Source organism: Deltaproteobacteria bacterium (genome assembly GCA_009929795.1).
Classification (GTDB): domain Bacteria; phylum Desulfobacterota; class Desulfovibrionia; order Desulfovibrionales; family Desulfomicrobiaceae; genus RZZR01.
On sequence record RZZR01000039.1, the window covers coordinates 1 to 23,053 of the forward strand.

The window sequence follows — 23,053 nt, forward strand, 5'->3', positions numbered from 1 at the left end:
GTTCATGGCCGTGACCAAGACCCTGATGAAGGGCATCGCCGAACAGGAGCTGGAGCCGTCGGACATACTTGCCCGGGTCAATGTCGAGCTCTGTCAGGGTAACGACTCGTCCATGTTCGTGACCCTGTTCTGCGGAATCTTGAACCTGAAAACCGGCGTGCTGCGATACTCCAATGCCGGGCACAATCCGCCGCTTCTGCTGCGTGTCGGACAGAATCCGGAATGGCTTGCCCTGCCCCCGGGCTTGGTTCTGGGAGGCATGGAAGAGGCCATGTTCCAGACTCGGCAGATCAAGCTGAGTCCCGGGGACTCGCTTCTGGCCTTTACCGACGGGGTGACCGAGGCCATGAATGCGGCCCAGGACCTTTATTCCGAGGACCGCCTGCTCCGGGAGACAACGGTCCGGGCCACGGCAGGACCCAAGGAGCTGGTCGCAGAAATACTGGAAACGGTTCATGGCTTTGCCGATGGGACCCCGCAGTCCGACGACATCACCTTGTTGTCAGTGCTGTATGTTGGGGATCGGGGATAGGGAAATAATCGAATCATCAATGCCGAAGACCTCCTAGATTTTCACGTGGAGGTGAACCTCACTCCACCAGACGAAAAAAAATGCGTCTGGGCCAAAGTTTTTCCGTGCGGAGATTTGCGAAGGGCCTGAGAACAGCCATGGCCAGCCGTGCGCAGGTGAGAGAATTCCTTCATAGGAAATGTGACTCCATTTTTTGCTTTCAGCCTGCTCTCCAGAATCTGCACGCGGCGCAAGAGAAGGCTGGCCGACAATAATATCCATTTGCCATTTGGAACGAATGTCCATAGCAGGCACGTGAACGCGGCCGGAGATTTCTTCGGCCGCGTTCCATCGTATCCAAGCCAGGGCTGATTTGAGAGGGAACATGGACGAAGCTAGAAATAAACCCATTGGGGTTTTCGATTCCGGGACCGGCGGGCTGACCGTGCTCCGGGCCCTGCGAAGTCGGCTCCCCTACGAGGACATAGTCTATTTGGGCGACACGGCCCGCCTGCCCTTTGGGACTAAGAGCGGCAAGACGGTGACCTCCTATGCCATGCAGGCGGCCAGGTATCTGGCTGGGCAGGGGATCAAGATGCTCGTCGTGGCCTGCAACACGGCTTCCGCCGTGGCCTTGGAGGCCCTAGAGGAAGCATTTCCTGACCTGCCGGTCCAGGGGGTGGTCGAACCCGGAGCCGAGGCCGCCTGCCGGGCGACCAAGGCCGGGCACGTTTTGGTGCTGGGGACCGAGAGCACGGTTCGCGGCGGGGCCTATCAGCGGGCCATCGCCAGACGGAGACCCGACATCAGAGTTCAGTCCCGGGCCTGTCAGCTCTTCGTCAGTCTGGCCGAGGAGGGCTGGATCGACGGGCCCGTCGTCGAGGGTGCGGCCGCCCGATATCTTGATGAGTTCTTCGTCGGGCCTGAGATTCAAGCCCCGGATTGCGTCTTGTTCGGCTGTACCCATTTTCCCGTGTTGCGCCTGGCCGTGGAGAGCGTTGTGGGCCGTTTCGGAGTGGCCATCGTCGACTCGGCCGAAACCACGGCCGAAGCCGTGGGTCAAGTTCTTGCCGGGCAGGGACTGGAAAGAGAGCATGATCACCCCGGAACGACCAGATTCTGCGTGACCGACAGCCCGGACCGGTTCACCCGGGTGGGCAGGATCTTCCTCGGCCGAAAGGTCGACCCGGATCATGTGAGCCTGGTCGATTTGTAGATCATCGGATAAAGAAGACCGCTATGTGGTAGAAGAGGGCACCTGCACCCAGGCCCACGGCCAGAAGGATTCAGGGTGGACAGGTCAGACGGCGGCGAAGAACCCAGGCCAGAACGCCAGCCGTGCACAGTCCGAACACGGCGGCCAGGACTTTCAGCATAGACAATCCTCATGATCGTTTCGGGCCAGACCGAAGGTGGAGCGCGGAGGATTCATGATCGACCGAATACAGGGCGAAGCAGCCCAAGGCAAGAGAATCTTCAGCGAAAGGAAGGGGCAATGCTGTCTCCGGTGACGCGAGGGAACCTTCTTCTGTTGCTGGCCTCCTTCATCTGGGGGACGGCCTTTGTGGCCCAAAGAATGGCCGTGGACGTGGTTCAGCCCATGACCTTCAACGGGACTAGGTTTGCCCTCGGGGCTTTGGTGTTAGTGCCCTTTGCTTTCTGGCGGCACGGGAAAGGCAAGGAAACCCCGGCCCTTTTCAACGCTTCGACCGGTTTTTTCGTGATAGGGGCTCTGTTGGCCGGGATGGCCCTGTTCGCCGGGGCCACCCTCCAGCAGGTCGGCCTTCAGTACACTACCGCGGGCAAGGCCGGGTTCATCACCGGGCTTTATGTGGTTTTGGTGCCCATCCTGGGCCTGTGTATTGGCTACAGACCTTCGATTGGGGAGTTCTTCGGGGCTGCCGTGGCCTGTGCGGGCCTTTATCTGCTCAGTATGCAGGGAGGGCTTTCCATCGCCATCGGCGACGCCTATGTTCTGGCTGGGACTCTTTTCTGGGCCACCCACGTCCTTTTGTTGGCCTGGCTGTCCCCCAAGCTGGACTGCGTCCGTCTGGCTCTGGCCCAGTTCGTGGTCTGCGCGGCCCTGAATCTGGTCGGAGCAGTCCTTTTCGAAACCATCACTATGGAGGGACTAAAAATAGCAGCCATGCCGATACTTTACGGTGGGATTCTGTCGGTGGGCGTTGCCTACACCCTCCAGGTGGTGGCTCAGAAGGACGCCCCTCCGACCCATGCAGCGGTGATCCTGAGTCTGGAGACGGTGTTCGCGGCCCTGGCCGGATGGGTCATTCTAAACGAGACCATGTCCGGGAGGGGGATCATCGGTGCCGTTCTCATGCTTTCGGGCATGCTTCTGGCCCAAATCGGACCCGGGAAAAAGGCCCAAAACCCGGGGACAGAGACGGCTCGGATCGGTTGATCAAAGGAAGGATACGGCCTCAAGGGCTGAATCGTTTGAGTGTTTGCCATGCCATGGCCTTGGCGTTCCGGTCCCCGGAGATCATTTCTTGGAGACCGGGCAGGACAAAGAGGGGCTTCGAGGCGAAGGCCTGATCCGGATCGGCCGTGAATTCCGGGGCACTGACCAGGATGTCCCTACCCCGGGTTCCAAAGCAGAACAGGTATACCGGCGATATCCGTTTCATATAGATTCGAAACAAATCCAGATCGGGTTCGAGGCCGACGCTCCCCGGTGAGGGTGATGACAGCGGGGCGAAGGCTATGCTTCCCTTGGGCCAGTTCAAGGCCCGCATGATGCTCGTCAGGATGTCCCGCCGTTCTTCCCTGCCCGGTATGTCCGAAAGAATATCCCCCCCGATTTCCCAACAGGTCCACAGGGTATAGGCAGGCGAAGCCTGGGCCCTGAGATGGACGCTGTAGGCTTCGCGGCCCATCACCGGTGCCGAGTTTTGGGCGGGAAAGGCAGACCCGGTTTTCCTCTCTGTTTCTAATGGCTTGGCAGATGCCGGGCTTTTCACACGCCTCCCCTGTTTTCCGATTTGGGTCGAAGCGGGGGACCGGGTTGCCGAATCCGACTTTGGAACCGTTTCGTACCAGGGTCGATCGGGGTCTCCGAGCAGGAGGTGGTGGATTCCGACTTGGCGCAGAATCCGGGCCATGGCCTTGGAATTCAAAGGGTCCGAACCCATTGCCAGAGATCCCAGGCGATGTCTGTCTTGGGGCGGGAGTCCCACTCGGCCTTCCGGCCGTGACGGTCCAACACGGCCACCGCGTTGTCGGCGGATGCGAATCCCTGTCCGGGCATATCGATCCGGTTGCCGACAATGAGATCCAGATTTTTTCGCTGGAGCTTGGAGCTCATGGCGGGCCATGGATCTTCGGCCTCGGCGGCGAACCCGACGAGAACCTGTCCGGATCGTTTGGTGCGGCCCATATCGGCCAAGATGTCGGGATTGGGGACCAGGTCGAGGACCAAGCCATCAGGATTGACGGCCTTCTTGAGTTTTCCGGGCCGCGGTTCAGGTCGGAAATCGGCTACGGCTGCTGTGCAACAGCCAAGGTCCGCATCCGGCCAGAGCTCCATGACCGCTTCGTGCATTTCCCTGGCGGTCTCGACCGGAATAGTCCGAATTCCGCCGGGAAAGGCCACCTCCACAGGTCCATGGACAACATAGACCTCGGCTCCGGCCAGCCATGCGGCCATGGCCATGGCCGAACCCATGCGACCAGTGGATCGGTTGGTCCAGATCCGGACCCGGTCGAAAGGCTCCCATGTCGGGCCGAGGGTGACGAGCGCCTTGCGTCCGGCCAGGTCGCAGGGGCTGAGGAGCCGGGCACAGTGGGCGAAGATGTTTGGAATAGGAGCCATGCGGCCCTGGCCCTGGTCGCCGCAGGCCACCAGGCCCGAGTCCGGGCCGACAAAAGCGGCCCCCCGGCTCGTCAGGGTTTCAACATTGGCCTGGGTGGCGGGCGCTGACCACATGGCCGGGTTCATGGCCGGGGCGAAGATGCACGGTTTGGCGCAGGCCAATATCTGGCAGGCGAGCAGGTCCCCGGCTAGTCCGGCAGCGGCTCGGGCCATGATGTCGGCCGAGGCCGGAGCGATCAGGAACACATCCGCGGCCCGTCCCGGAGCCAGATGGGCAAAGGGGTCTTCGACCCCGTCCAGCCAGGGTCCAGACCAGACCGGATCAGCCCCCAGGGAACGCAGCGTCAAGGGGGTGACGAAGTTCAGGGCGGCATCGGTCAGGGTGCAGCCCACGGCAACGCCTGCTCCCACGAACGCCCGGACCAGATCCGGGGCTCGACAGGCAGCGACGCTTCCTGTCAGGCCAAGGTGGATCCTCTTGTCCCGAAGGTGGGCAAAAATGAAGTGGCCGGGGATCATTGAGCCAGGGCAGTGCCCATGTTCGTGACCTCAGGCGTTTGCCGTCCCATCTTATCGGCTATGCGGGGCGTGATCCAGACTTCCATCGATGTCTTGAGGGCGCTTTCGTTGATGGTGATGATGCAATCCCTGTCGGTCTTTTCAAACACCAGAATGTAGCGACCGTATTTGATGTAGCTCCTCAGTTGCCACCCGTCCTTGGGCATATTGACAACGAAGAAGTTGAACAGGGAGATAGGCTCAACCCGCCCCTCGAAATTGACCACTCCGGCCTTCACGTGGGGAGTCTCGATGAGCAGGGATGTTTTGGGAACGATGCTCATTTCGGTGGGGATGAGAACGTCGTCAAAGTCGAAATAGGCCGTCGGGGCGTTGTCTCTGCCCTGTTCCACGGGCGTTCCAGCCACGGGCTGGCTGGGTGGCTGTGACGAGGACTGGACTTGGGTTCCGCTGGATGTGGTCGCGCAGGCCATGACCAACATGAGCAGGGGGACGAAGAAGAGGTGTTTGACGTTCATGATATTGCCTCCTGTGGTTTGGGATGCGGCAGCCCAACGTTTCGGGTCGCCGAATGCGTTGACACATTTCACCGACCTGAAGGACGCCCCAACAGCAGGGCCAGGGCGGTGGTCAGCTTGACGATTTCACCATTGTTGCGTCGGACCGTTCCGGCCAGACGGCGTGCGACGCCGAGGAGAATCAGGGCGGCAGCTTGGGCTTCCCTGGCCAGCAGATCGTTGAAGCGGTCTCGTGTTGTTTGTAGAAAGGTGCAGTCGGTCATGGCCTCGACCGTAGCCGAACGGGTGTCCTGGTCTACCAATGCAAGTTCGCCGAAGATCGGAAAGGTCTCGTCGGTCAGGACGGCAAGCACTTTCTCTGGCCTGTCCAGACCGGGAATGGCTCCGACGAGGCCCTTGAGGATCATGGACTTGACGATTCTCACCCGGCCCTGGACAAGGATGTACATGGTGTCCCCGACCTCGCCCTCGACGATGAGGGGATGGCCGGAGGAAACAGTGCTGGTCTGAAAGATTGAGAAGGCCGAATGTCTGGAAGGCGCAGCCATTTCCCTGAAGAAGGGGATGACCGAAGGATCAGGAATCATGACTCGCCCCGGTCTTGAGGAAGAGGACGCTGTCGTAGGCGTCGAGTCGGTCCTGAGGGCCGGGGTTGATCCTGAGCCCGGGTCCCCGTTTGCCGAGCATAGACGTGTCCTGGCCGGAAGCGGTGAACAGTTCCTGGATGAAGGCGTCAAGACCCGAGGATGCGCCGTCTCCGAGGATATCCGACAGGGAGATGGCTTTGGATTCGTGACAAACGGCCAGGGGAAGGACTCCCCTGGTTGTCAGCTCCAGACGAACAAAGTCTGCCCAGACCATCTCTTTTTCGGCCGGGTCCAAACGGCGGTGGGCCAATGGAACCGTGTCACCACCAAAACCCATCAGGCGGCGGAGAAAGTCCAACGCGCTCCGGTGTTGGTCCATGAGGGCCATGATGCCGGCGCTGATTTCGCCCCGAACGATGGTTTCGTCGGCTCCGGCTCTGAGCATGTGGTCCCGGTTCGAGGCCCTGTTGAGCTCGCTGACAATGGCCAGTTTGGGGGCCATGCTTCTGGCGGCCAGAATAACGAAAATATTTTGCTGATCGACCTCCTCGGCAGGGAGATCGTCGTCGGCCAAGGCGAAGAGGAGCCTGGCCCTGGCCAGATTGGCCTTTTCCAAGACCGGTTCCAGGGAAGGGTTGCCATGGACGAACCGAAGCCAGTTTCCTGGAGGAAGCTGGTTGCGGACATCCTCCCGCTCGTCCTCGGTCATGGTCCCGACGATGACCACGTCGGGCCGGTCCTGCCCTGACATGGCCAGGAGGTTTCGGACCAAGTTGAGACCGTGAGCGCTCCAGCCGGCGATGACGATATGTCCCGAGATGTTCACCTTGAGCAGTCCCTTGTGCCGTCGTTTTTGACGGTCGATGATGACCGACGCCAGGTTTCCAGTCAGGGTGGAGACCAACCCGATGCCGCAGAGCATGACCAAGATGCCCAGGATTCGGCCCATAGTCGTGTTCGGCACCATGTCCCCATATCCTACAGTGGTTATGGTGACAACGGTCCACCACAGTGCCCGAAAAAACCCCTCTTCCTGACTTGGCCCGATCTCGATCAGGTAGAACAGAGTGGAGCTCGTCCCGAGCAGCAGGCCAATGGCTAGGCCGAGCCGGACTACGGGAGGCCTAAACCAGTTCCGGATCTTGAGCGTCGTCATCCATATTTTCTTGGATCTTGGCCAGTTCCTCAAAGCGGATGTCGGCCCCGAGGACTGCCTGGATCACGTCGTTGGGATCAAATACCGGGACCGAAACGGTCAGACAAAGCTTGCCGGTTAGATACGATTTGTAGAAGTCGGTGATATGGAGCTTGCCGTTTTTCATGGGTACCTGGAACCATTCCCGGTCCTCGAAGCTCGGATTGGGCCCCAGGGCCCTGTACTTGGGAAGATCCTCCGGGTGGGATACCTGCCAGGAGATGGGATGACCAGTCTGGTCGATGAGGTACACGTATTGGATGAACGGGTATTCATCAAGCACCCGGGCCATGATCTCCGAGGCCTCTTCAGGCCGCAGAGAAATTATTTTCGGATGTTCGGAGAGCTTGCGGATCAGATTGGCCGAAATGGTGTGGGCCAAGGCTTTGAGCCGGTCGAAGGTTGAGGAGAAGAGGCTTGGCATGTACCGGGCGACGATGGATTTCATCTCTTCGTGGGAGAAGTTCGTTGTTCGGCCCTGGGCATAGGCCTTCATGATTTTTTCGTAGATTTTTCCCACGGCGGGGTGTCGCTTGTCGACCTTGAGCTCTTCGGGAATGTCAAGGTTCGTGTTGATCCAGTAAGCCACCCCAGCCTTGCCGGACTTGTCGGTGATGGTTATGGGCACCGGTCGGTTCAAAAGGAGCCTGGTGTCGAAAATGTTGTAGATTTCCTCGTTCTTCAGGAGGCCGTCCACGTGGATTCCGGCACTGGTGGCGTTGAAGTCCCGTCCGACAAACGGGTAGTTGCTGGGGATCTCGTGCTTGAGTTCCTTCTGAAAGTAGCGGGCGATGTCGGTCACGACCTGGGTGTCGGCGGCGTCGTCTTCCCCGGTCAGGGCGATGTACTCGAAGATCAAGCCTTCAACGGGTGTGTTGCCGGTCCTTTCTCCGAAGCCCATGAGAGTGGCGTTGGCTCCGGAGCAGCCGTATAGCCAGGCAGTTACTGCGTTGACCAAGGCTTTGTGGAAATCGTTGTGGCCGTGCCATTCGAGCCATTCACTGGGGACGCCAGCTTCATCGGTGAACAGCCTGACAATTTTGCCCACGCTTCGCGGCAAGGCCGCCCCGGGATACGGAACGCCATAGCCCATGGTGTCGCAGAGACGGATCTTGATCGGAAGACCACTCTGACTGCTTTTTTTCATCAGTTCGGTGGCGAAGGGAACGCAGAATCCGTAGATGTCGGCTCTGGTGATGTCCTCGAAGTGACACCGGGGGACAATGCCGAATTCTAGGGCCCTGTCAACCACGGCGAGGTAGTCCTTCAATGCCTGGGCGCGCGTCTTTCCGAGCTTCATGTGGATGTGGTAGTCGGAAACCGATGTCAGCATGCCGGTTTCCTTGAGACCCATGCTTTTGACCAGATCGAGGTCCTTGGCGGCAGCCCGGATCCAGCCGGTGATCTCCGGGTATCTATAGCCCTTTTCCAGACATTTTTCGACAGCCCGACGATCTTTGTCCGAATAGAGGAAGAATTCCGACTGACGTATGAGGCCGCTGCGGCCTGCAACCTTGTGCATGAGGTCGAACATGGTCGATATCTGTTCGACGGTATATGGAGGGCGGGCCTGCTGGCCGTCTCGAAAGGTCGTGTCGGTAATGAACATGTCCTTTGGGGGCCGAGGCATGATGAACGAATCGTCAAAGGCGATGCGGCCGACCCGGGTGTAGGGAAAGATGTCTCGATAGAGTTCCGGCTTGTCGGAATCTCGTAACTCGAGCCGGGGCCGGGCCGGGTTGAAGTGAATGCACCTGCTGTCCATGCGCGCTCCTCAATCGTTGATAAAAAAAGCGCTCCTTCCCTGGAGGGCAAGGAGCGCTTCATGTTCGGGATGGGGTGTGTGCCGTCGCCTAGAAGCCCCAGCCCAGCTCTTCCCTCAGGTCCGCGGGGACTATGGCGTCCGGGGCAGGGATGTGCGGCTTGGGTGCTCCGGCCATGCGGCGGCCGTCCTTGACCTCGTCGAGGCCGAAGCTTCTCGGCACCTGGAAGGTCTGGCCTGGATAGATGAGGTCGGGGTTCTTAATCTGATCCCGATTGGCCTTAAAAATGAGGGGCCACATGAAGGGATCGTTGTAGATGTTTTTGTATTCAGCGATCCACCACAGACACTCGCCTTTGACCACGGTGTGCTGGGCGGGGAGAGAGGCGTAGAATTGTTCATAGAGTTCGCGGGGAGTCGGTTCGGGAGCCTTTTCCTCAACAACGACAACGGGTGCGGGCTCTACCACGACCACCTCTTTCACCGGTTGCGGCTGGGGCTCGGACGTCGCCTGCACATTTTTCTTGGCGCATCCGAACGCCAGCAACAAGGAACCAATTGCCACCAGCCAGATAACCTGCTTCATGAAACGCCTCCTCCTTTTTGAATGAATCATATTTCTCATCCAACAGCCCGGGGCAACATCCCCTCGGGTGTTCTCCATACCCCGTACTTTTCCTTTGTATTCTCTCTCGTTCGACATGCCGGGGTCAAGCACTATCTTCTTGAACCATAGCAGGGTTCAAAATTCCTGGCAAGGTGTCATTTTTCATCCCGGAGATTTTTTTACCTTCGATTTCGGCCTGCAAGGCCTGATTGTGCCATCCCCCTTCGTGAAGGCTCGCCGCAGCCGAAAGGAACATTTCTTCGGGCGAATCTTCGTACAAGGCTGTCACCAGTTCCTCGTACGAGGATTTGAAAACTTGGCGGACAAGAGGATTTTGGGAGAAGAGATACCTTGCCAGAAGCTTGTTCTCGCGGTGGGAAGGCAGGTAGAGGATAAAGAGACGTCTACAATGGAAGAGAATGAACCTAACCCTTCGGATCTCCCGCAGGATGCTCTCCCTGGTCTGAAGTGCGCAGGTGGAAAGCTCGCCACAGAGCAGTCTCTCCTCGGGTTTGAGATCTCCGTTGTCGCTCAGGGCGCAAAACCACGGTGCGTAGTACATGAGTTGGTAGGCATCCTCTCGAATTTTCATGCACTCATGGAAAATGTAGCCAATGGCCCAGTCCAGGTATTGGCCGCTCATCGGGGCCTTTCCCGCGGTGTTCAAGACGACGTGGGCCGTGTCTTTGAGCCTCCAGAGGAGGCCTTTATTCATGGATTCGCCCAGCAGTTCGCGAAAAACCTCGAAATCGACCGTCTGGTCGCGGTCGAAACGGAGAAACTCCTTTTCGAGGATGATGGAAATCTGACAAAAATCCCTGAGAATGTCGCGAATAAATTCGTGTTGCTTGGAGGCGACCCAGGCCTTGGACATTGTCGATCACCTTGTGTGACAGCTGTAGATTGCGAAAAAATAAAACAATGGTTGCCAATTCGTCATCTCATTTCCCGATGCAGAAGTCGGCGAATATCCGATGAAGAACATCGTCCGGGGCGATGCGTCCCGTGATTTCCGAGAGATGGCCGACGGCGTTCTGGACATGTCCCGCAAGAATGTCCAGGGGCTGGCCGACTCGTAGGTCAATCAGAAAATGATCGAGCCCAATCCGGGCCTGTCCGAGAAGAACGAGTTGCCGGGCGTTTGGAGCGATGGTTCCCTGCAAGGTCTCACTTTTCTCCGAGTCCAGTTCCCGTCGAATCACGTCCAACAATGTATCGACGTTTCGACCAAATTTGGCAGAAATCAGGATGTGAGGGCCCCGATCGCGATCACGGAGCGTAGTGTCGTCGAGGTCGGGCATCAGGTCAATCTTGTTTCCAGCCAGGATGCAGGGGCGAGATTGACTGAAAGACTCAATGAGGCCCCAATCCTCCTCGGTCATTCCCTGATGCACGTCGTACATGAAGACTACGGTGTCGGCCTCGGACACTAGTTCTTGGGTGCGATGGATTCCAAACTCCTCCACAGGGTCCGCCTTGTCAGAAGCAGACCTGAATCCGGCCGTGTCGACGAGTCTGACCGGGATCCCTTCAAGATCGATCGTTTCCTCGATATAGTCCCTGGTAGTACCGGGAAAATCAGTGACTATGGCCCGTTGGCGACCGAGAATGGAGTTCATCAGACTTGATTTTCCGACGTTGACCTGTCCTGCGATGACGACGAGACAGCCTTCGCGAAATTTGTAGGCCCGTCGACCAGATCGTTCGAGGGCTTCGATCATTTCCAGGCATGATTGGACTTCGGTCTTGGTTGCGGTCATGTCGATGCACTCTGCTTCATCGTCGGTGAAATCAATGGCCAGGAACAGATGGGCCAGAACAGTTTCGAGACGCCTCCGAAGCCGTTCCCCGACATCTTTCAAAGCCCCTGCCCGTTTTGCGGATGCCAGAATAAGGGCCGCTTTGGTCGGAGCCGAGATCAATTCCGCGATGGCCTCGGCCTGGGTCAGATCCATCTTGCCATTGAGAAAGGCCCGTTTGGTGAACTCGCCTGGATCGGCAAGTCGAGCGCCGCAGGCCAGAATACGTTCGAGGAGGGTCTGAAGGACGGTCTGCCCGCCGTGAGCGAAGATTTCAATCATGTCTTCGCCGCTAAAGGAAGCCGGTCCGGGAAGATGAGCGATCAAAACATCGTCGAGAAACGATCCGGATTCGTCGGTAACAATTCCATGGTGGAGGAATCTTGGACGGAAGTCGTCAAAACACGGACTGGAGGAGGTGAAGATGCGCTCGGCGATTGTCCGGCTTTTCGGACCGGTGAGGCGGATGATGCCAATGGCACCTGTCCCAGGTGGGGTCGCTATGGCGGCGATGGTGTCTGTCATGATCGTCGCTGGATGGATATTGAGAAGGCGGGGCCAAGCCCCGCCTTCTGTTTCGGACCGGTGAGGTCCGCCATTATTCAATGGAACCAAGGGATCGCAGTGCGAATGACAGGCTATTCATCCGTTTCGGCCTGAATCTCTTCAGATGAATCCTGAGACCGGCGGAGCATCTTTCTAGGCATGATGAGAACCCGCTTCTGGGAACCCTCCCCTTTGCTTCGGGTCACAATATCATCCTGGTCGTGCAGGGCCACGTGGACGATGCGGCGATGATAGGAAGACAGGGGTTTGGTACTTTGGACTCGGCCAGATTCTCGGGCCTTCTGGGCAAGATAGATGGACGTTTTGGCAAGGCTGTCGTCCTGTCGTTCCCGGTAGTCACCTGCATCGAGCTGAATTCGAGAACTTTCAGGAAAGTGCTTGGAGACAATACGGTTGGTCATGTATTGGAGCGCCGAGATGGTCTGTCCGTCTCGCCCGATGATCAGTCCTGAGTTTTCAGGGTCGGCAATATTGACCTTGATGGGGCTCCCCCCGGTGTCGATTTCAATCTGGGCCTTGTCGGCAAAGCCGACCAGAAGGGATTGAAGGACCGTTCGGATCATATCTTCAAGGTTTGTATCTTCCGAGGGTTTGGCGACGCCGACATCAAGCCTGGCCTGTTTGGGAGGTTTTTTGGGTTTTTCTTGTTCCTGGGGGATGTTTTTCCTTCCGGCACGAATCCGAGCCTTTTTTACACCGACCAGACCAAAAATTCCTGAGGATCCCCCCTCGAGAATTTCAATGTTCAATTGATCACGATCCAAGCCGAACAGCGAGCAGGCTTTTTCGATGGCCTCGTCGACGTTTTTCCCTTCCAAAATGCGATGTTCATTCATGGGCGCTCCTTTGGAGGCCGGTGTCCGCCGAACCAAGTCGCCGATGGCCGTTCTCTCCGGCCTGTACTCGTACGTTTCATCCATGATCGGCGATTTCGTTTCAATGGCTTGGTCTTTGCGTTAGAGGGGTTCGGCGTAAGGAACCGGCAATGTTTATGAGGTTTTGACCTTACGGATCATCAGCCATTGCTGGGCGATGGAAAGCAGATTGTTCACGGTCCAGTAGACCACGAGCCCAGATGGAAAGTTCAGGAAGATGAAGGTGAAGATGATGGGCATAAACAGCATGATCTTGGCCTGGAGGGGGTCCCCAGGCATCGGGGTCATTTTCTGTTGCAGAAACATGGTGGCCCCCATGATCAGGGGGGTCACGTACAGGGGGTCCTTGGCCGAGAGGTCGGCCAGCCAGACGATGTCCGTAAAGGGCAGGTTGGAGATGAACGGAGCGTGGCGGAGTTCGATGGCTCCGAGCAGAGCCTGATAGAGAGCGAAAAAGACCGGAATCTGCAAGAGCATCGGCAGACAACCGCCCAGCGGATTGACCTTGTACGTCTTGTAGAGCTGCATGAGTTCGGTGTTCATCCTCTGGCGGTCGTCTTTGTACTTTTCTCGAATTTGGGCCATTATGGGCTGAAGTCGCTTCATCTGCTCCATGGATTTGTAACTTTTTTGGGACAGGGGCCAAAAAATAATTTTAATGATGATGGTCAGGATGATGATGGCCACACCGTAGTTGTGCACGAATTTGTACAGGAAGTTGAGGAAGGTGATGAGGGGTTGGGCGATGACGTTGAAGAATCCGTAGTTGATAGCCCGGCCGAGGTCGCTTGGAGCCACGACCAGGTCGGTTTCGGTTTTGGGGCCGAAATAATAGGCGTTGGTCATTTCCATTGCTTGATTCGGAGCTAGGGCAATTTCCTTCTCCAGAACCAGTCGGAAGGTTTCGTCTTCGAATTTCGCCTTGAGGCCCATGGTTCCGGATTCGGGTACCATGGCGGCCATGAAGTAGTTGCTTTCGATGGCTCCCCATTGCACTGGCTCAAGGGGACTGATGCCAATTTTGAGATCGTCCAGATCGGATTCGTCTTTTAGGCTAGTGGCCGTCAGATAGGCTATGCGCGGAAGGTTGTAGGGATTTGGTTGGGCCGAAAAATCCGAAGCGGCCAAGTTGAATCCCAGCACCCCGGATAGCGGGTTTCCTCCAGTGTTGGAGATGGCCAGTCTTTCTTTGATCAAGTACGTTTGCCCCGAAAAGGACAGGGTGCGGACGAGCATGAAATCGCCGATGCGCCCGTTGAAGATCAATGATCCACTGTCCTCGGCTCCATTCAGCTTGAGGTCGCTTCCTTGAAAGGACCACTCCCCATGTTTCCAAGTACCGGTTTTCTGCCAGCTGATACCCATTGGTGCTTTGGACATGGCCGTGCTCGACACCAAGTCGATCGGAGAAGCCCCAGGGGCTATGGTTTCACGATATTCAGTCAGGGTGAAGTGCTCCAAAATTCCGCCTGTTGAGCTGAACTCGGCTTGGTAGAGCGGGGTTTCAACACGAACGGTCCGGCCTTCGGTGGGCGTAAATAATTGACTAGCCGTATCTGATATGGAGGTCTCGGCATCGGGGGGGATTGCCTGAGAGGGAGGCTGTTCCATCGTGGCTACGGATGTCGTGCCTGGATCCGGAGCGGGATGCTGCGGAGGAAACAGCCAGTTCCATGCCAAGAGGACAGCAAGTGAAAGGACTACAGCCAAGAGTGCTCTTTTATTATCCATGAGATTTATTCGTCGCCAATGTTGTGATTGACAGTTGTGGCCGGTGGAGTCCGGTTCGGTGCTCATTGGGATTGATGGCCAAGTCAGTTTGTTCGACGTCCAATGAAGATGCCTCATAAACGGCAGCCGACTGGGAACGAGGGGGGGGGACCGGATCGTATCCGGAGCCGCCCAACGGATGGCATCTCATAATGCGAGTGAGAGCCAGGGACATTCCTGTCAGGCATCCGTGCATCCGAACGGCCTCGACGGCGTATTCGGAACAGGTCGGCACGTAGCGGCAGCAGGGGGGGTAAAGCGGAGACACGAAGGTACGGTAGAGCCTGAGCAGGAAGACAAGAACGCTACATATGATGCGACCGGCAAGAACGTCTATCCTTGGCTCGCGTGGCCAAGAGCACCAGTTCTTCGTCAACCAGGAATTGATGGATGCGCGTACAGTCAATCCCCCTTTTGGGTACGATGACGACATCCCATCCTGTGAACAGATTTCTGTGTCTTCGATATGCTTCACGAATCAGGCGTTTGAGTCGATTCCGTTGGCAGGCCCGGCCAATCTTTTTGCTGACGGCCACTCCGAGTCGCCCCTTTCCGTCCCTGGGGACGACAAACATGAGGAAGCCGGGGGAGGTCACCCGCTTTCCATGTGAGTAGCATTCGAGAAATTGTGGCCTTTTGAGAAGCCGGGCCGACTGGGGAAGCCCTAGACCGACAGGCGTTGACGGCCCTTGGCTCGGCGGCGCTTCAGGATGGCCCGGCCGTTTTTGGTTCTGGATCGGACCAGAAAGCCGTGGGTCCGTTTTCGGCGAATCTTGCTTGGTTGGTAGGTGCGTTTCATGATGTATCTCCTTCATAAATTTATATACATGTCATTAGGCAAACAATCTTTATAGCTTCGGCATTAGGAATCGTCAAGCCGTGGACACACACGGGAATTCGGCCAATTCTTGATTGCTCTGGGCGATATTTCATTCACGATACGGTCGTCGTAACCAAGGAGGATCAATGGAAACAATATTCGTACGCGGAATGTCCTGTGAACATTGTCGGGAATCGGTCGTCGAGGCGTTGTCCCGAGTCCCGGGTGTCGTCAAGGTGGAGGTTAGTCTGAAAGAGGCGCTGACCCGGCTTGAAGTCGGTCCCGGCTACGATCGGCAAGCCGCGCAGAGGGCCATCGAACTCATAGGGTTCGAGGCCGGAGAGCCGTGATCATTTTGGGAGGACCGCATTTTCAAGGGCTAGGAGTTCATGCTTCAGTTTTTCTCCGGGGCCGAATCTCCCAAGGCTTCCATCCGATCGTATGACCCTGTGACACGGCACGTATAGCGGCCAAGGGTTGCAGGCCATGACATTGCCCACGGCCTGGGCGGCGCGGGGTGAACCGCATCTTCTGGCCAGGTCGCGGTAGGTCGTCCATGTGCCGGCCGGTACTGTCTCTCGGAGAGTGGATAGAACGCAGCGAGCAAATGGGGATACTCGCGTCCAGTCCAGAGGGAGATTGGGCCAGGCAGGGTGTCCGTAGCGGAAGACGATACCGGTGAGGGATTGGTGCCAGGGGGACTCTATCGAAGACGACGGCTCGGTGCCGCCTCTCGATTTCAAGGTCATGAATACAATCTGTCCATTTGCCCAGTGGATGGTCCACGAAAAAGCCGGATTAACAAAAAGTTCATTTCCCGAGAGGTTCTTGGGGGCACGTTTGTCGGGAAGAGTCGGGGACGATGTTTGATCGGCGTAGTTCATGATGAATCTCCCGTAGCGTTGATGGTTTGTCGGCGATCCATCCCGGAGCGAGGAGTTCACCGGGGGCCGGATCCGAATTCAGACGGTGGATGACTATGTCTGGACGCAGGCGAATGACCGCTGCGGCGGCCCAAGACGCGTATTCCTCCATGCTCAGGGGGTGGTAATTGCCCGATGTCCACCATTTGGCCAGCGTCGTATTCCGCCCAACATAGCAGCAATGGATCTTGATTCCGTGGACGGGAAGGTCGTTGAGGAAGTTGATCGTGCGGAGGAAATCTTCGGGACTTTCGCCGGGAAGTCCGGCGATGACATGGACGCAGATCTGGAGCCCCTGCCTGGAAACCATGCGGGCGGCCCGGGCAAAACACGCAGACGTGTGCCCACGGTTAATGCGCCGGAGGGTCTCGTCGCAAGATGTTTGCAGGCCGATCTCGACCCATGTCTCGGGATAGTCCTGTTTGGCGATGATTGTTGTTTTTTCTTCGTCCAGGCAGTCAGGCCTGGTGCCGATACACAGGCCGATCAGATCGGGGAGGCCTCGGAGGCCGGAGAGTATATTGCGCAAGACCGGAGCCGGGGCGTGGGTGTTTGTGAAGGATTGAAGATAGGCCAGGTAGCCGCGAAAAGTGTCTCGGGATTCGAAGCGTTCGTGCCATAGCATGTACTGGTCGGCCAGAGTTAGCCCTATTTCGGCCAGTCCAGTTCCGGAGCCGCGTGGATTGCAGAACGCACAGCCTTTGGTCGAGATGGTTCCGTCCCGGTTGGGGCAGCTCAGGCCAGCGTCCAGAGGAATTTTCTTCACTATTCCTCCATATCTGTCCTTGAGATGGGTTTTAAGGGTTCTGTATCGACGTGTCGGGAGGAGTTTCTTTTCCGAAATACGGTCACAGCTCGACTGTTGCCTGGTCGCCGGAATTGTGGTATTTTTCATAGGTTATTGCGTTCCCTCAGTATATCGAAAAATTTGCCGTCCGACGGTCGGAAATGGATGATTTTTTGTAAAAAACAGGAACGGTAGAGAATGCAAGGGCGGACCGATGCGATTTACAGCGAGGTATCATGTCAAAACTATTTGATAAATTCTTAGGGCTGTTTTCCAGTGACCTAGCCATCGATCTGGGCACGGCCAACACGTGCGTGTACGTCAGGGGCAAGGGCATCGTCTTACGCGAACCTTCAGTGGTCGCCGTTAAAAAAGATGGTCGGGGTGGGAACAAGGTGCTGGCCGTTGGGGATGAGGCCAAAAAGATGCTCGGTCGAACTCCTGGCAACATTGAGGCCATTCGTCCCATGAAGGACGGGGTCATAGCCGATTTCGAGATCACGGAGTCCATGCTTCGTCATTTTATCGCCAAGGTGCACAACAGTCGCAAACTCGTCAGGCCTCGGGTGGTCATATGCGTCCCGACGGGAATCACCCAGGTCGAGAAGCGGGCCGTTCGCGAATCGGCCGAGAGTGCCGGAGCCAGGGAGGTCTATCTCATCGAGGAGCCAATGGCCGCAGCCATCGGGGCCGGGCTTCCGATCACCGAACCGATTTCGAATATGGTCGTCGACATCGGGGGGGGGACCACCGAAGTGGCTGTCATCTCCCTCTCTGGGGTGGTCTACTCCAAGTCCGTCCGAGTCGGCGGGGACAAGATGGACGAAGCTATCATGCGTTATGTCCAGCGCAAATACAATATGCTCGTCGGCGAGAGCACGGCCGAGAGGATCAAGACCCAGGTCGGCTCGGCCTTTCCACTGGAAACCGAAATGGAGATGGAGGTCAAGGGTCGGGATCTGGTGTCCGGAATTCCGCAGAACATCACCATAACCTCCGAAGAGGTTCGTAAGGCCATATCCGAGCAGGTCGACAGCATCGTCCAGGCCGTTCGAATCGCTTTGGAGCAGACACCTCCGGAGTTGGCGGCGGACATCGTGGACAGGGGAATCGTGCTCACGGGTGGAGGAGGCCTTCTCAAGGGGTTGGATCAACTTTTGCGAGAAGAGACTGGGTTGCCCATCTCGGTGGTTCAGGATCCGCTTTCGACCGTAGCTTTGGGTTCGGGTCAGGTTCTGGACAACCTCGATGTTCTCAAGGAGGTTACCATCGATTAGCGCCAACTCCCGCTATCGTTTCAGGATTCTTCTGTACGCACTCGTTCTTCCCCTTTTCCTCTACATTTCAATTTATACTTGGAACTGGAGAACAGGAAGTCTGGACCGATTTTCGGCCTATACCGGCATGGAACTTGTCGGTTGGACCCTGGCCCCTGGGCAGTATGTGCATAGATTGTTGTCCGGGGTATGGACCAAGTATGTTGATCTTGTCCATGTCCGGGAGGCATTGGATGCCCTGCGCATGGAGAGGAACCGTCTGATGGAGGAGCTGGCCCAGGCCAGGGAGGAGGTTGCCGAAGCCGAGCGGTTGAGAAGGATTCTGAATTTTTCTCCACCTTCCGGGTGGAAGAGAGAAGGTGTTCGGGTTGTTGGGCAGAGAATGGGGCCCAACGCCCTCTTGGAAACGATCATGTTGGACAAGGGAAGTATGCAGGGAGTCAAGCCCGATTCCCCAGTGATCGCTCCGGACGGGGTTATTGGCAGGGTGTACAGGGTCGGCTTGAATTATTCCACGGTACTTCTTCTCTCCGATCCGAATAGTCGGATTCCGGTTTTGTCACAGTCGAGCAGGACTCCGGGGATATTGTACGGGCAGGGGGAAGGTTTCCCTTTGACCCTGCGCTATGTGCCTGTCAACTCACCGATGTCCGAAGGAGAAGTCTTGGTGACGTCCGGAATGGCTGGCATTTTTCCAAAAGGTTTGCCTGTCGCCCGCGTCAGCCGTATCGAAGGGTCGGAGACGTCTCTTTTTTTGGAAATAGAGGCCATATCCCCACTGTCGGCGATTTTAGCAGAGGAGCTTTTGGTCATGACCCCCTCGGAGGGCTTAGCCAATGAAAACGGGCATGAGAACGTCCTCAAATTCGAGGAGGAATGATTGCCTGCCTGGTTGTGGTGGAGTTTTTACAGCCTTGGTGCCATTTGGGCTCAATACTTCTGGGCTGGCCTTGATTTTTTCACTCCTGGAATATTGATTTGTCTTCAAGATCGTCGGATCAAGACAGCCTTGATCCTGTCCGGTGTATGGCTTTTCCTTGTCGAAGGGACCGGGTCTTTGGCCTTTGGCTCACAACTAATTTATTTAGTTGGAGTATTTGTTTTCTTTGGTGCCGGAGCTCTTCGGCTGGAACCAGAAAACCCTGTTTTCGTCGTCATTTTCTCCTTGACACTCGCCCTCTGGCACACGGCCGTCAGTTGGTCGATGCTTTCCCTGCAGGACTTGCAATTCGACGGTGGTAAGCTTCTGGCCGTTGTTCCTGGACAGTGGATGGCGACCGTTTTCGTCTGGGGAATAGCCTTTTTGTCGTCGAGGTTTCTGGTGCGTATTCGGACATGAAACAATACAGACTCGACAATCAGCGCACCAGGCAAAGCCACTTGTGGCTTGTTCAGGTGCTGGTGGCTGGCCTTTTTTGTCTCTTAAGCCTCAGACTGTGGTATCTACAGGTCTACAAGGGAGAGCATTTCGCCCGTAAAGCCCAGGACAATCGGATTCGGAGACACACGGTCTATGCTCCCCGGGGGCTTGTCGTGGACAGAGAAGGTCGATTCCTGGCCGTCAACGAGCCTGCATACGGGCTGGCCATCGTTCGTGAGAACTGCTCAGATTTTAAGAAAACTCTGGACTATGTCGCCTTGGTGTCCGGGGCACCACGAGAGGTGCTGGTCGGTGATTTCGAGAAGGGCCGTAAACGGGTCCGTTCTTTCGAAAAACAAATTTTGCTGTCCAACATACCCTTTTCCTTGTTGGCCAAAATCGAAGCCGACGCAATCCATTGGCCAGAATTGCAGATCGTGGTTCAGCCCAGGCGGCACTACACCCAAAGCGAGCTTTTTTCTCATGTCATCGGCTATGTTGCCCAGGCCAACGAAGACGAGCTGAACGCCGACCCCGGGCTTCAATTGGGAGACACCGTGGGCAAGGCCGGACTAGAACTGATCATGGAGTCCAGGCTCCGGGGGAGCAAGGGGCTCAAGGAGGAGGAGGTCGACGCTGCGGGACGATGCCTCAACGAACGAGTCATCTCCAGTTCAGAAGCCGGTGAAAATTTTCGATTGAGCATCGATCTGGACTTGCAGAAGTCCGCAGCCGATAGGCTGAAGGGTCAAGCAGGGGCGGTGGTCGTGCTTGAACCTCGAACCGGAAAGGTCCTGGCTCTCGTCAGCCAACCGGGATATGACAGCAATCTGTTCGTGGGGGGGTTGAGCGACGCCCAATGGAATGCTCTTGTGTCGGATCCCCTCCATCCCTTGCAGAACCGTCCAATACAGAGTGCATATCCTCCTGGTTCGGTCTTTAAGCTTGTCATGGCTGGATGCGGGATGATGAATCATTTCGTATCGTTGTCAGATCAAGTCTACTGCACCGGCGTGTTTAAGCTGGGGGAGCGGGAGTTCAGGTGCTGGAAAAAAGGCGGCCATGGTGCGGTCGATCTTCGTAAATCTTTGGTCGAGTCTTGCGACGTCTATTACTATCAGCTGGGCAAGCGCATGGGCATCGACACGATCAGTACCTTTACCAAGGCCTGTGGTTTCGGGGCCGTCACCGGCATAGATTTACCGAGCGAGCGACCGGGACTGGTCCCGGATCGGGCCTGGAAGGTGCGAAGGCATGGGGAGAGCTGGCAGGGGGGAGACACCATTAACATGTCAATCGGGCAGGGCATGCTTCTGACCACGCCCTTGCAGGTGGCCCGGTTCGTGGCCGCCCTGATCAATGGCGGCCACCTGATACGGCCAAGTGTTCTTGCCGACTCGGAGGTCGAGATTGCAGGGCAATTGCCCATGAATGAAAGAACTGCCGCATTTATCGCCGAAACCATGGTTCAAACAGTGGAACTTCGACAAGGGACGGCTTGGCGTCTGAAGCGTCCTGGGGTCCGGATCGGCGGGAAGACCGGGACGGCGCAGGTCGTGAGATTGATGGAGAAGTACGAGAAAAAGACGACCGATGAAATTCCTTATAAATTTCGTGACCACGCGTGGATGGCCAGCTTTGCCCAGCAGGATGACGACAGTTATGTGATCGTGGCCATGGTCGAACACGGTGGTGGGGGAGGCGCAACGGCGGGCCCAGTGGTCGACGCGGTATATGAGCATCTTTTCCCACGGGAATCTCAAGATGATTTGAATGCGGTTCCCACGCGAGAATCGAACCCGACATGATCGACCGAAGGCTTCTAACTCACATCAACTGGCCATTTTTTGGGCTCACAATTTTGCTTCTGGCTGTCGGCGTCCTGAATCTCTATTCGGCCAGTGCCGTGCGCATTGAGGGGGGACTGAGTCTTGACTCCTACTATCAGAGGCAGATGGTGTGGGGTGGAGTCGGAATGGCCTGTATGGTCTTGGTCATGGCTTTCGACTACAGGCATCTTCGTGATGCGGCTTGGCCCATCTACTGGACCGCGATTGCAATGCTTGTCGCCGTGTATTTCTTTGGCCGCTCCATCAGTGGTGCAAGGCGTTGGCTTGATTTCGGCTTATTGAATGTTCAGCCCAGCGAATTGGCCAAAATCGCTATTCTTCTGATAGGGGCCAAGCTCATTGCCAGACAGGAGGGACACTACGATTGGCCGGCCTTGGGCCGTATTCTTGGCGTGGTGGTCCTTCCAGCCTTGCTCATTTTCAAGCAACCAGATCTCGGCTCGGGACTGACGCTGTTCATGATTCTGGGAGGGATGCTCCTGGTCAAGGGTGTGTCGGGGCGGATTCTCAAATTTTTGATTTTGGTTGTGCCGGCGGTGCTCCCTTTTACATGGTTTTTTTTGCATGACTATCAGAAGGCCCGGATCATGACATTTCTAAATCCGGGACGCGACCCTTTAGGTGCCGGTTACCACATCATACAGTCACAGATCGCCATCGGTTCAGGGGAAATGTGGGGTAAAGGCTTTATGGAGGGAACTCAAGGCATGTTGAGTTTTCTGCCGGAAAAGCATACCGATTTCGCCTTCGCCGTATTGGGTGAAGAGTGGGGCTTCATGGGGGCGATGATCCTCTTAAGTATTTTTTGCGCCTTCTTGTACCAGATTTATCTCGTCGCAGTAGATGCCAAGGACGAATTTGGACGATATCTGGCCGTTGGAGTTTTTTTTTATTTCTTTCTGCAGATATTTATCAATATAGGCATGGTTCTAGGGCTGATGCCGGTCGTGGGGATCCCACTTCCGTTTATCAGTTATGGGGGAAGCGCGGCTGTGGTCAATTTTTGTCTGATCGGACTTGTGCTGAATGTTTCCATGCGCAGGTTCATGTTCAAAAAAGGTTAGGCCGGTTTCAGATCGGCCCTTCCGGGAGGTAGCGGGATGGGAAAAAACGATATCAACGCCTTTCTCGGCGCGGGCACTGTGTATCGCGGGCATTTGGTGTTCCAGGGATCGGTTAGGATTGACGGCGAGTTCGAAGGCGACGTGGAGTCGGAGGGAACTCTGGTTGTGGGAAGAGAGGCCAAGGTGACGGGAACCATCTGTGTCGGAACGCTTGTTTTGAGCGGCTCAGTGAACGGGACGGTACGGGCCTCGGAAAAAATCATTCTGAGCAAGGAGGCCAGAATGGTTGGCATCATCCAAGCCCCGTCCATGGCTATGGAGGAGGGGGCTGTCCTCAAGGGAAAGGTGAATATGGATGGGGACGGGGATTCTTCCGAGGATTTGCCCCTCAAGTGTGAGTCTCATGAATGATTGCTCCGGTTAGCATCTCGTA

26 protein-coding genes and 1 pseudogene are annotated in these 23,053 nt (G+C 56.6%); 10 read left to right on the top strand and 17 right to left on the bottom strand.

All coding sequences use genetic code 11. The annotated features are described in order from the left end of the window. Window positions 1-532 (top strand): serine/threonine-protein phosphatase (locus tag EOM25_06220; protein ID NCC24781.1); only part of this gene is annotated, 532 nt, incomplete at its 5' end. A 33-nt stretch (window positions 533-565) separates the two neighbouring features. Here EOM25_06220 and EOM25_06225 read toward each other — a convergent pair. Beyond that, window positions 566-817, bottom strand: coding sequence for a hypothetical protein (locus EOM25_06225; protein ID NCC24782.1), 252 nt, complete (start codon window positions 815-817; stop codon window positions 566-568). Between the two features lie 79 nt (window positions 818-896). On the opposite strand from EOM25_06225, the gene EOM25_06230 reads away from it, so the two are divergent. Continuing rightward, complete coding sequence (locus EOM25_06230; GenBank protein ID NCC24783.1) at window positions 897-1,727, top strand: glutamate racemase; 831 nt, start codon at window positions 897-899, stop codon at window positions 1,725-1,727. Between the two features lie 279 nt (window positions 1,728-2,006). Then, a complete protein-coding gene (locus EOM25_06235) occupies window positions 2,007-2,930 on the top strand; it encodes a DMT family transporter (protein ID NCC24784.1) in 924 nt (307 codons plus the stop codon). Between the two features lie 19 nt (window positions 2,931-2,949). Here the strand turns inward: EOM25_06235 and EOM25_06240 are convergent, their stop codons facing one another. From EOM25_06240 to EOM25_06305, 14 genes and pseudogenes are all read right to left on the bottom strand, one after another. Further along, window positions 2,950-3,405, bottom strand: coding sequence for a hypothetical protein (locus tag EOM25_06240; protein ID NCC24785.1), 456 nt, complete (start codon window positions 3,403-3,405; stop codon window positions 2,950-2,952). Between the two features lie 236 nt (window positions 3,406-3,641). Then, entirely contained in the window at window positions 3,642-4,859 is a 1,218-nt protein-coding gene (gene coaBC / locus EOM25_06245) for a bifunctional phosphopantothenoylcysteine decarboxylase/phosphopantothenate--cysteine ligase CoaBC (protein ID NCC24786.1), read from the bottom strand. Further along, the gene (locus tag EOM25_06250; protein ID NCC24787.1) at window positions 4,856-5,377 is read right to left on the bottom strand and encodes a hypothetical protein; all 522 of its coding nucleotides are present in this window, start codon (window positions 5,375-5,377) and stop codon (window positions 4,856-4,858) included. Before EOM25_06250 ends, coaBC begins: the two co-directional genes overlap by 4 nt. A gap of 68 nt (window positions 5,378-5,445) precedes the next feature. Then, window positions 5,446-5,964: a cyclic nucleotide-binding domain-containing protein gene (locus EOM25_06255; protein NCC24788.1), complete on the bottom strand. Its 519-nt coding sequence runs from the start codon at window positions 5,962-5,964 to the stop codon at window positions 5,446-5,448. After that, window positions 5,954-7,120 (bottom strand): hypothetical protein, encoded by a 1,167-nt coding sequence (locus EOM25_06260; protein ID NCC24789.1) that lies wholly within the window; start codon window positions 7,118-7,120, stop codon window positions 5,954-5,956. Before EOM25_06260 ends, EOM25_06255 begins: the two co-directional genes overlap by 11 nt. Further along, window positions 7,089-8,924: a histone-lysine N-methyltransferase gene (locus EOM25_06265; GenBank protein ID NCC24790.1), complete on the bottom strand. Its 1,836-nt coding sequence runs from the start codon at window positions 8,922-8,924 to the stop codon at window positions 7,089-7,091. Before EOM25_06265 ends, EOM25_06260 begins: the two co-directional genes overlap by 32 nt. A gap of 88 nt (window positions 8,925-9,012) precedes the next feature. Continuing rightward, window positions 9,013-9,507, bottom strand: a complete 495-nt coding sequence (locus EOM25_06270) for a LysM peptidoglycan-binding domain-containing protein (protein NCC24791.1) — start codon at window positions 9,505-9,507, stop codon at window positions 9,013-9,015. Window positions 9,508-9,742: 235 nt separating this feature from the next. Then, window positions 9,743-10,402, bottom strand: a pseudogene (locus tag EOM25_06275) (hypothetical protein). A gap of 67 nt (window positions 10,403-10,469) precedes the next feature. Next, window positions 10,470-11,852 (bottom strand): tRNA uridine-5-carboxymethylaminomethyl(34) synthesis GTPase MnmE, encoded by a 1,383-nt coding sequence (mnmE, locus tag EOM25_06280; protein NCC24792.1) that lies wholly within the window; start codon window positions 11,850-11,852, stop codon window positions 10,470-10,472. A gap of 113 nt (window positions 11,853-11,965) precedes the next feature. Beyond that, window positions 11,966-12,730 (bottom strand): KH domain-containing protein, encoded by a 765-nt coding sequence (locus EOM25_06285; protein ID NCC24793.1) that lies wholly within the window; start codon window positions 12,728-12,730, stop codon window positions 11,966-11,968. Between the two features lie 153 nt (window positions 12,731-12,883). Beyond that, window positions 12,884-14,500 (bottom strand): membrane protein insertase YidC, encoded by a 1,617-nt coding sequence (locus EOM25_06290; protein ID NCC24794.1) that lies wholly within the window; start codon window positions 14,498-14,500, stop codon window positions 12,884-12,886. After that, entirely contained in the window at window positions 14,493-14,972 is a 480-nt protein-coding gene (gene yidD / locus EOM25_06295) for a membrane protein insertion efficiency factor YidD (protein NCC24795.1), read from the bottom strand. Before yidD ends, EOM25_06290 begins: the two co-directional genes overlap by 8 nt. Further along, a complete protein-coding gene (gene rnpA, locus EOM25_06300; GenBank protein NCC24796.1) occupies window positions 14,845-15,276 on the bottom strand; it encodes a ribonuclease P protein component in 432 nt (143 codons plus the stop codon). Before rnpA ends, yidD begins: the two co-directional genes overlap by 128 nt. Continuing rightward, the gene (locus EOM25_06305) at window positions 15,204-15,338 is read right to left on the bottom strand and encodes a 50S ribosomal protein L34 (protein NCC24797.1); all 135 of its coding nucleotides are present in this window, start codon (window positions 15,336-15,338) and stop codon (window positions 15,204-15,206) included. Before EOM25_06305 ends, rnpA begins: the two co-directional genes overlap by 73 nt. A gap of 167 nt (window positions 15,339-15,505) precedes the next feature. Here EOM25_06305 and EOM25_06310 point away from each other — a divergent pair, with 167 nt between their 5' ends. Beyond that, the gene (locus tag EOM25_06310) at window positions 15,506-15,709 is read left to right on the top strand and encodes a hypothetical protein (GenBank protein NCC24798.1); all 204 of its coding nucleotides are present in this window, start codon (window positions 15,506-15,508) and stop codon (window positions 15,707-15,709) included. Here EOM25_06310 and EOM25_06315 read toward each other — a convergent pair whose 3' ends face one another. Together EOM25_06315 and EOM25_06320 are read right to left on the bottom strand one after the other, a co-directional pair. Beyond that, the gene (locus tag EOM25_06315; protein NCC24799.1) at window positions 15,710-16,108 is read right to left on the bottom strand and encodes an MGMT family protein; all 399 of its coding nucleotides are present in this window, start codon (window positions 16,106-16,108) and stop codon (window positions 15,710-15,712) included. 61 nt (window positions 16,109-16,169) lie between these two features. Then, window positions 16,170-17,177 carry a TIGR01212 family radical SAM protein gene (locus EOM25_06320; protein ID NCC24800.1) on the bottom strand — a complete coding sequence of 336 codons (1,008 nt, stop codon included), beginning with the start codon at window positions 17,175-17,177 and terminating at the stop codon, window positions 16,170-16,172. A gap of 128 nt (window positions 17,178-17,305) precedes the next feature. Between EOM25_06320 and EOM25_06325 the strand changes: the two genes are divergently transcribed. Genes EOM25_06325 through EOM25_06350 form a run of 6 tightly spaced genes read left to right on the top strand, consistent with a single transcriptional unit; the run spans window position 17,306 to window position 23,031 of the window. Beyond that, window positions 17,306-18,346 carry a rod shape-determining protein gene (locus EOM25_06325; GenBank protein NCC24801.1) on the top strand — a complete coding sequence of 347 codons (1,041 nt, stop codon included), beginning with the start codon at window positions 17,306-17,308 and terminating at the stop codon, window positions 18,344-18,346. Continuing rightward, on the top strand, window positions 18,318-19,226 hold the full coding sequence (gene mreC, locus EOM25_06330) for a rod shape-determining protein MreC (GenBank protein NCC24802.1): 909 nt from the start codon (window positions 18,318-18,320) through the stop codon (window positions 19,224-19,226). Before EOM25_06325 ends, mreC begins: the two co-directional genes overlap by 29 nt. Continuing rightward, window positions 19,227-19,685: a hypothetical protein gene (locus EOM25_06335; GenBank protein ID NCC24803.1), complete on the top strand. Its 459-nt coding sequence runs from the start codon at window positions 19,227-19,229 to the stop codon at window positions 19,683-19,685. Continuing rightward, window positions 19,682-21,514 carry a penicillin-binding protein 2 gene (gene mrdA / locus EOM25_06340; GenBank protein ID NCC24804.1) on the top strand — a complete coding sequence of 611 codons (1,833 nt, stop codon included), beginning with the start codon at window positions 19,682-19,684 and terminating at the stop codon, window positions 21,512-21,514. The genes EOM25_06335 and mrdA overlap by 4 nt, the downstream gene beginning before the upstream one ends. Continuing rightward, window positions 21,511-22,620: a rod shape-determining protein RodA gene (gene rodA, locus EOM25_06345; protein NCC24805.1), complete on the top strand. Its 1,110-nt coding sequence runs from the start codon at window positions 21,511-21,513 to the stop codon at window positions 22,618-22,620. The genes mrdA and rodA overlap by 4 nt, the downstream gene beginning before the upstream one ends. Window positions 22,621-22,656: 36 nt before the next feature. Next, the gene (locus tag EOM25_06350) at window positions 22,657-23,031 is read left to right on the top strand and encodes a polymer-forming cytoskeletal protein (GenBank protein NCC24806.1); all 375 of its coding nucleotides are present in this window, start codon (window positions 22,657-22,659) and stop codon (window positions 23,029-23,031) included. The last annotated feature ends 22 nt before the right edge of the window (window positions 23,032-23,053 follow it).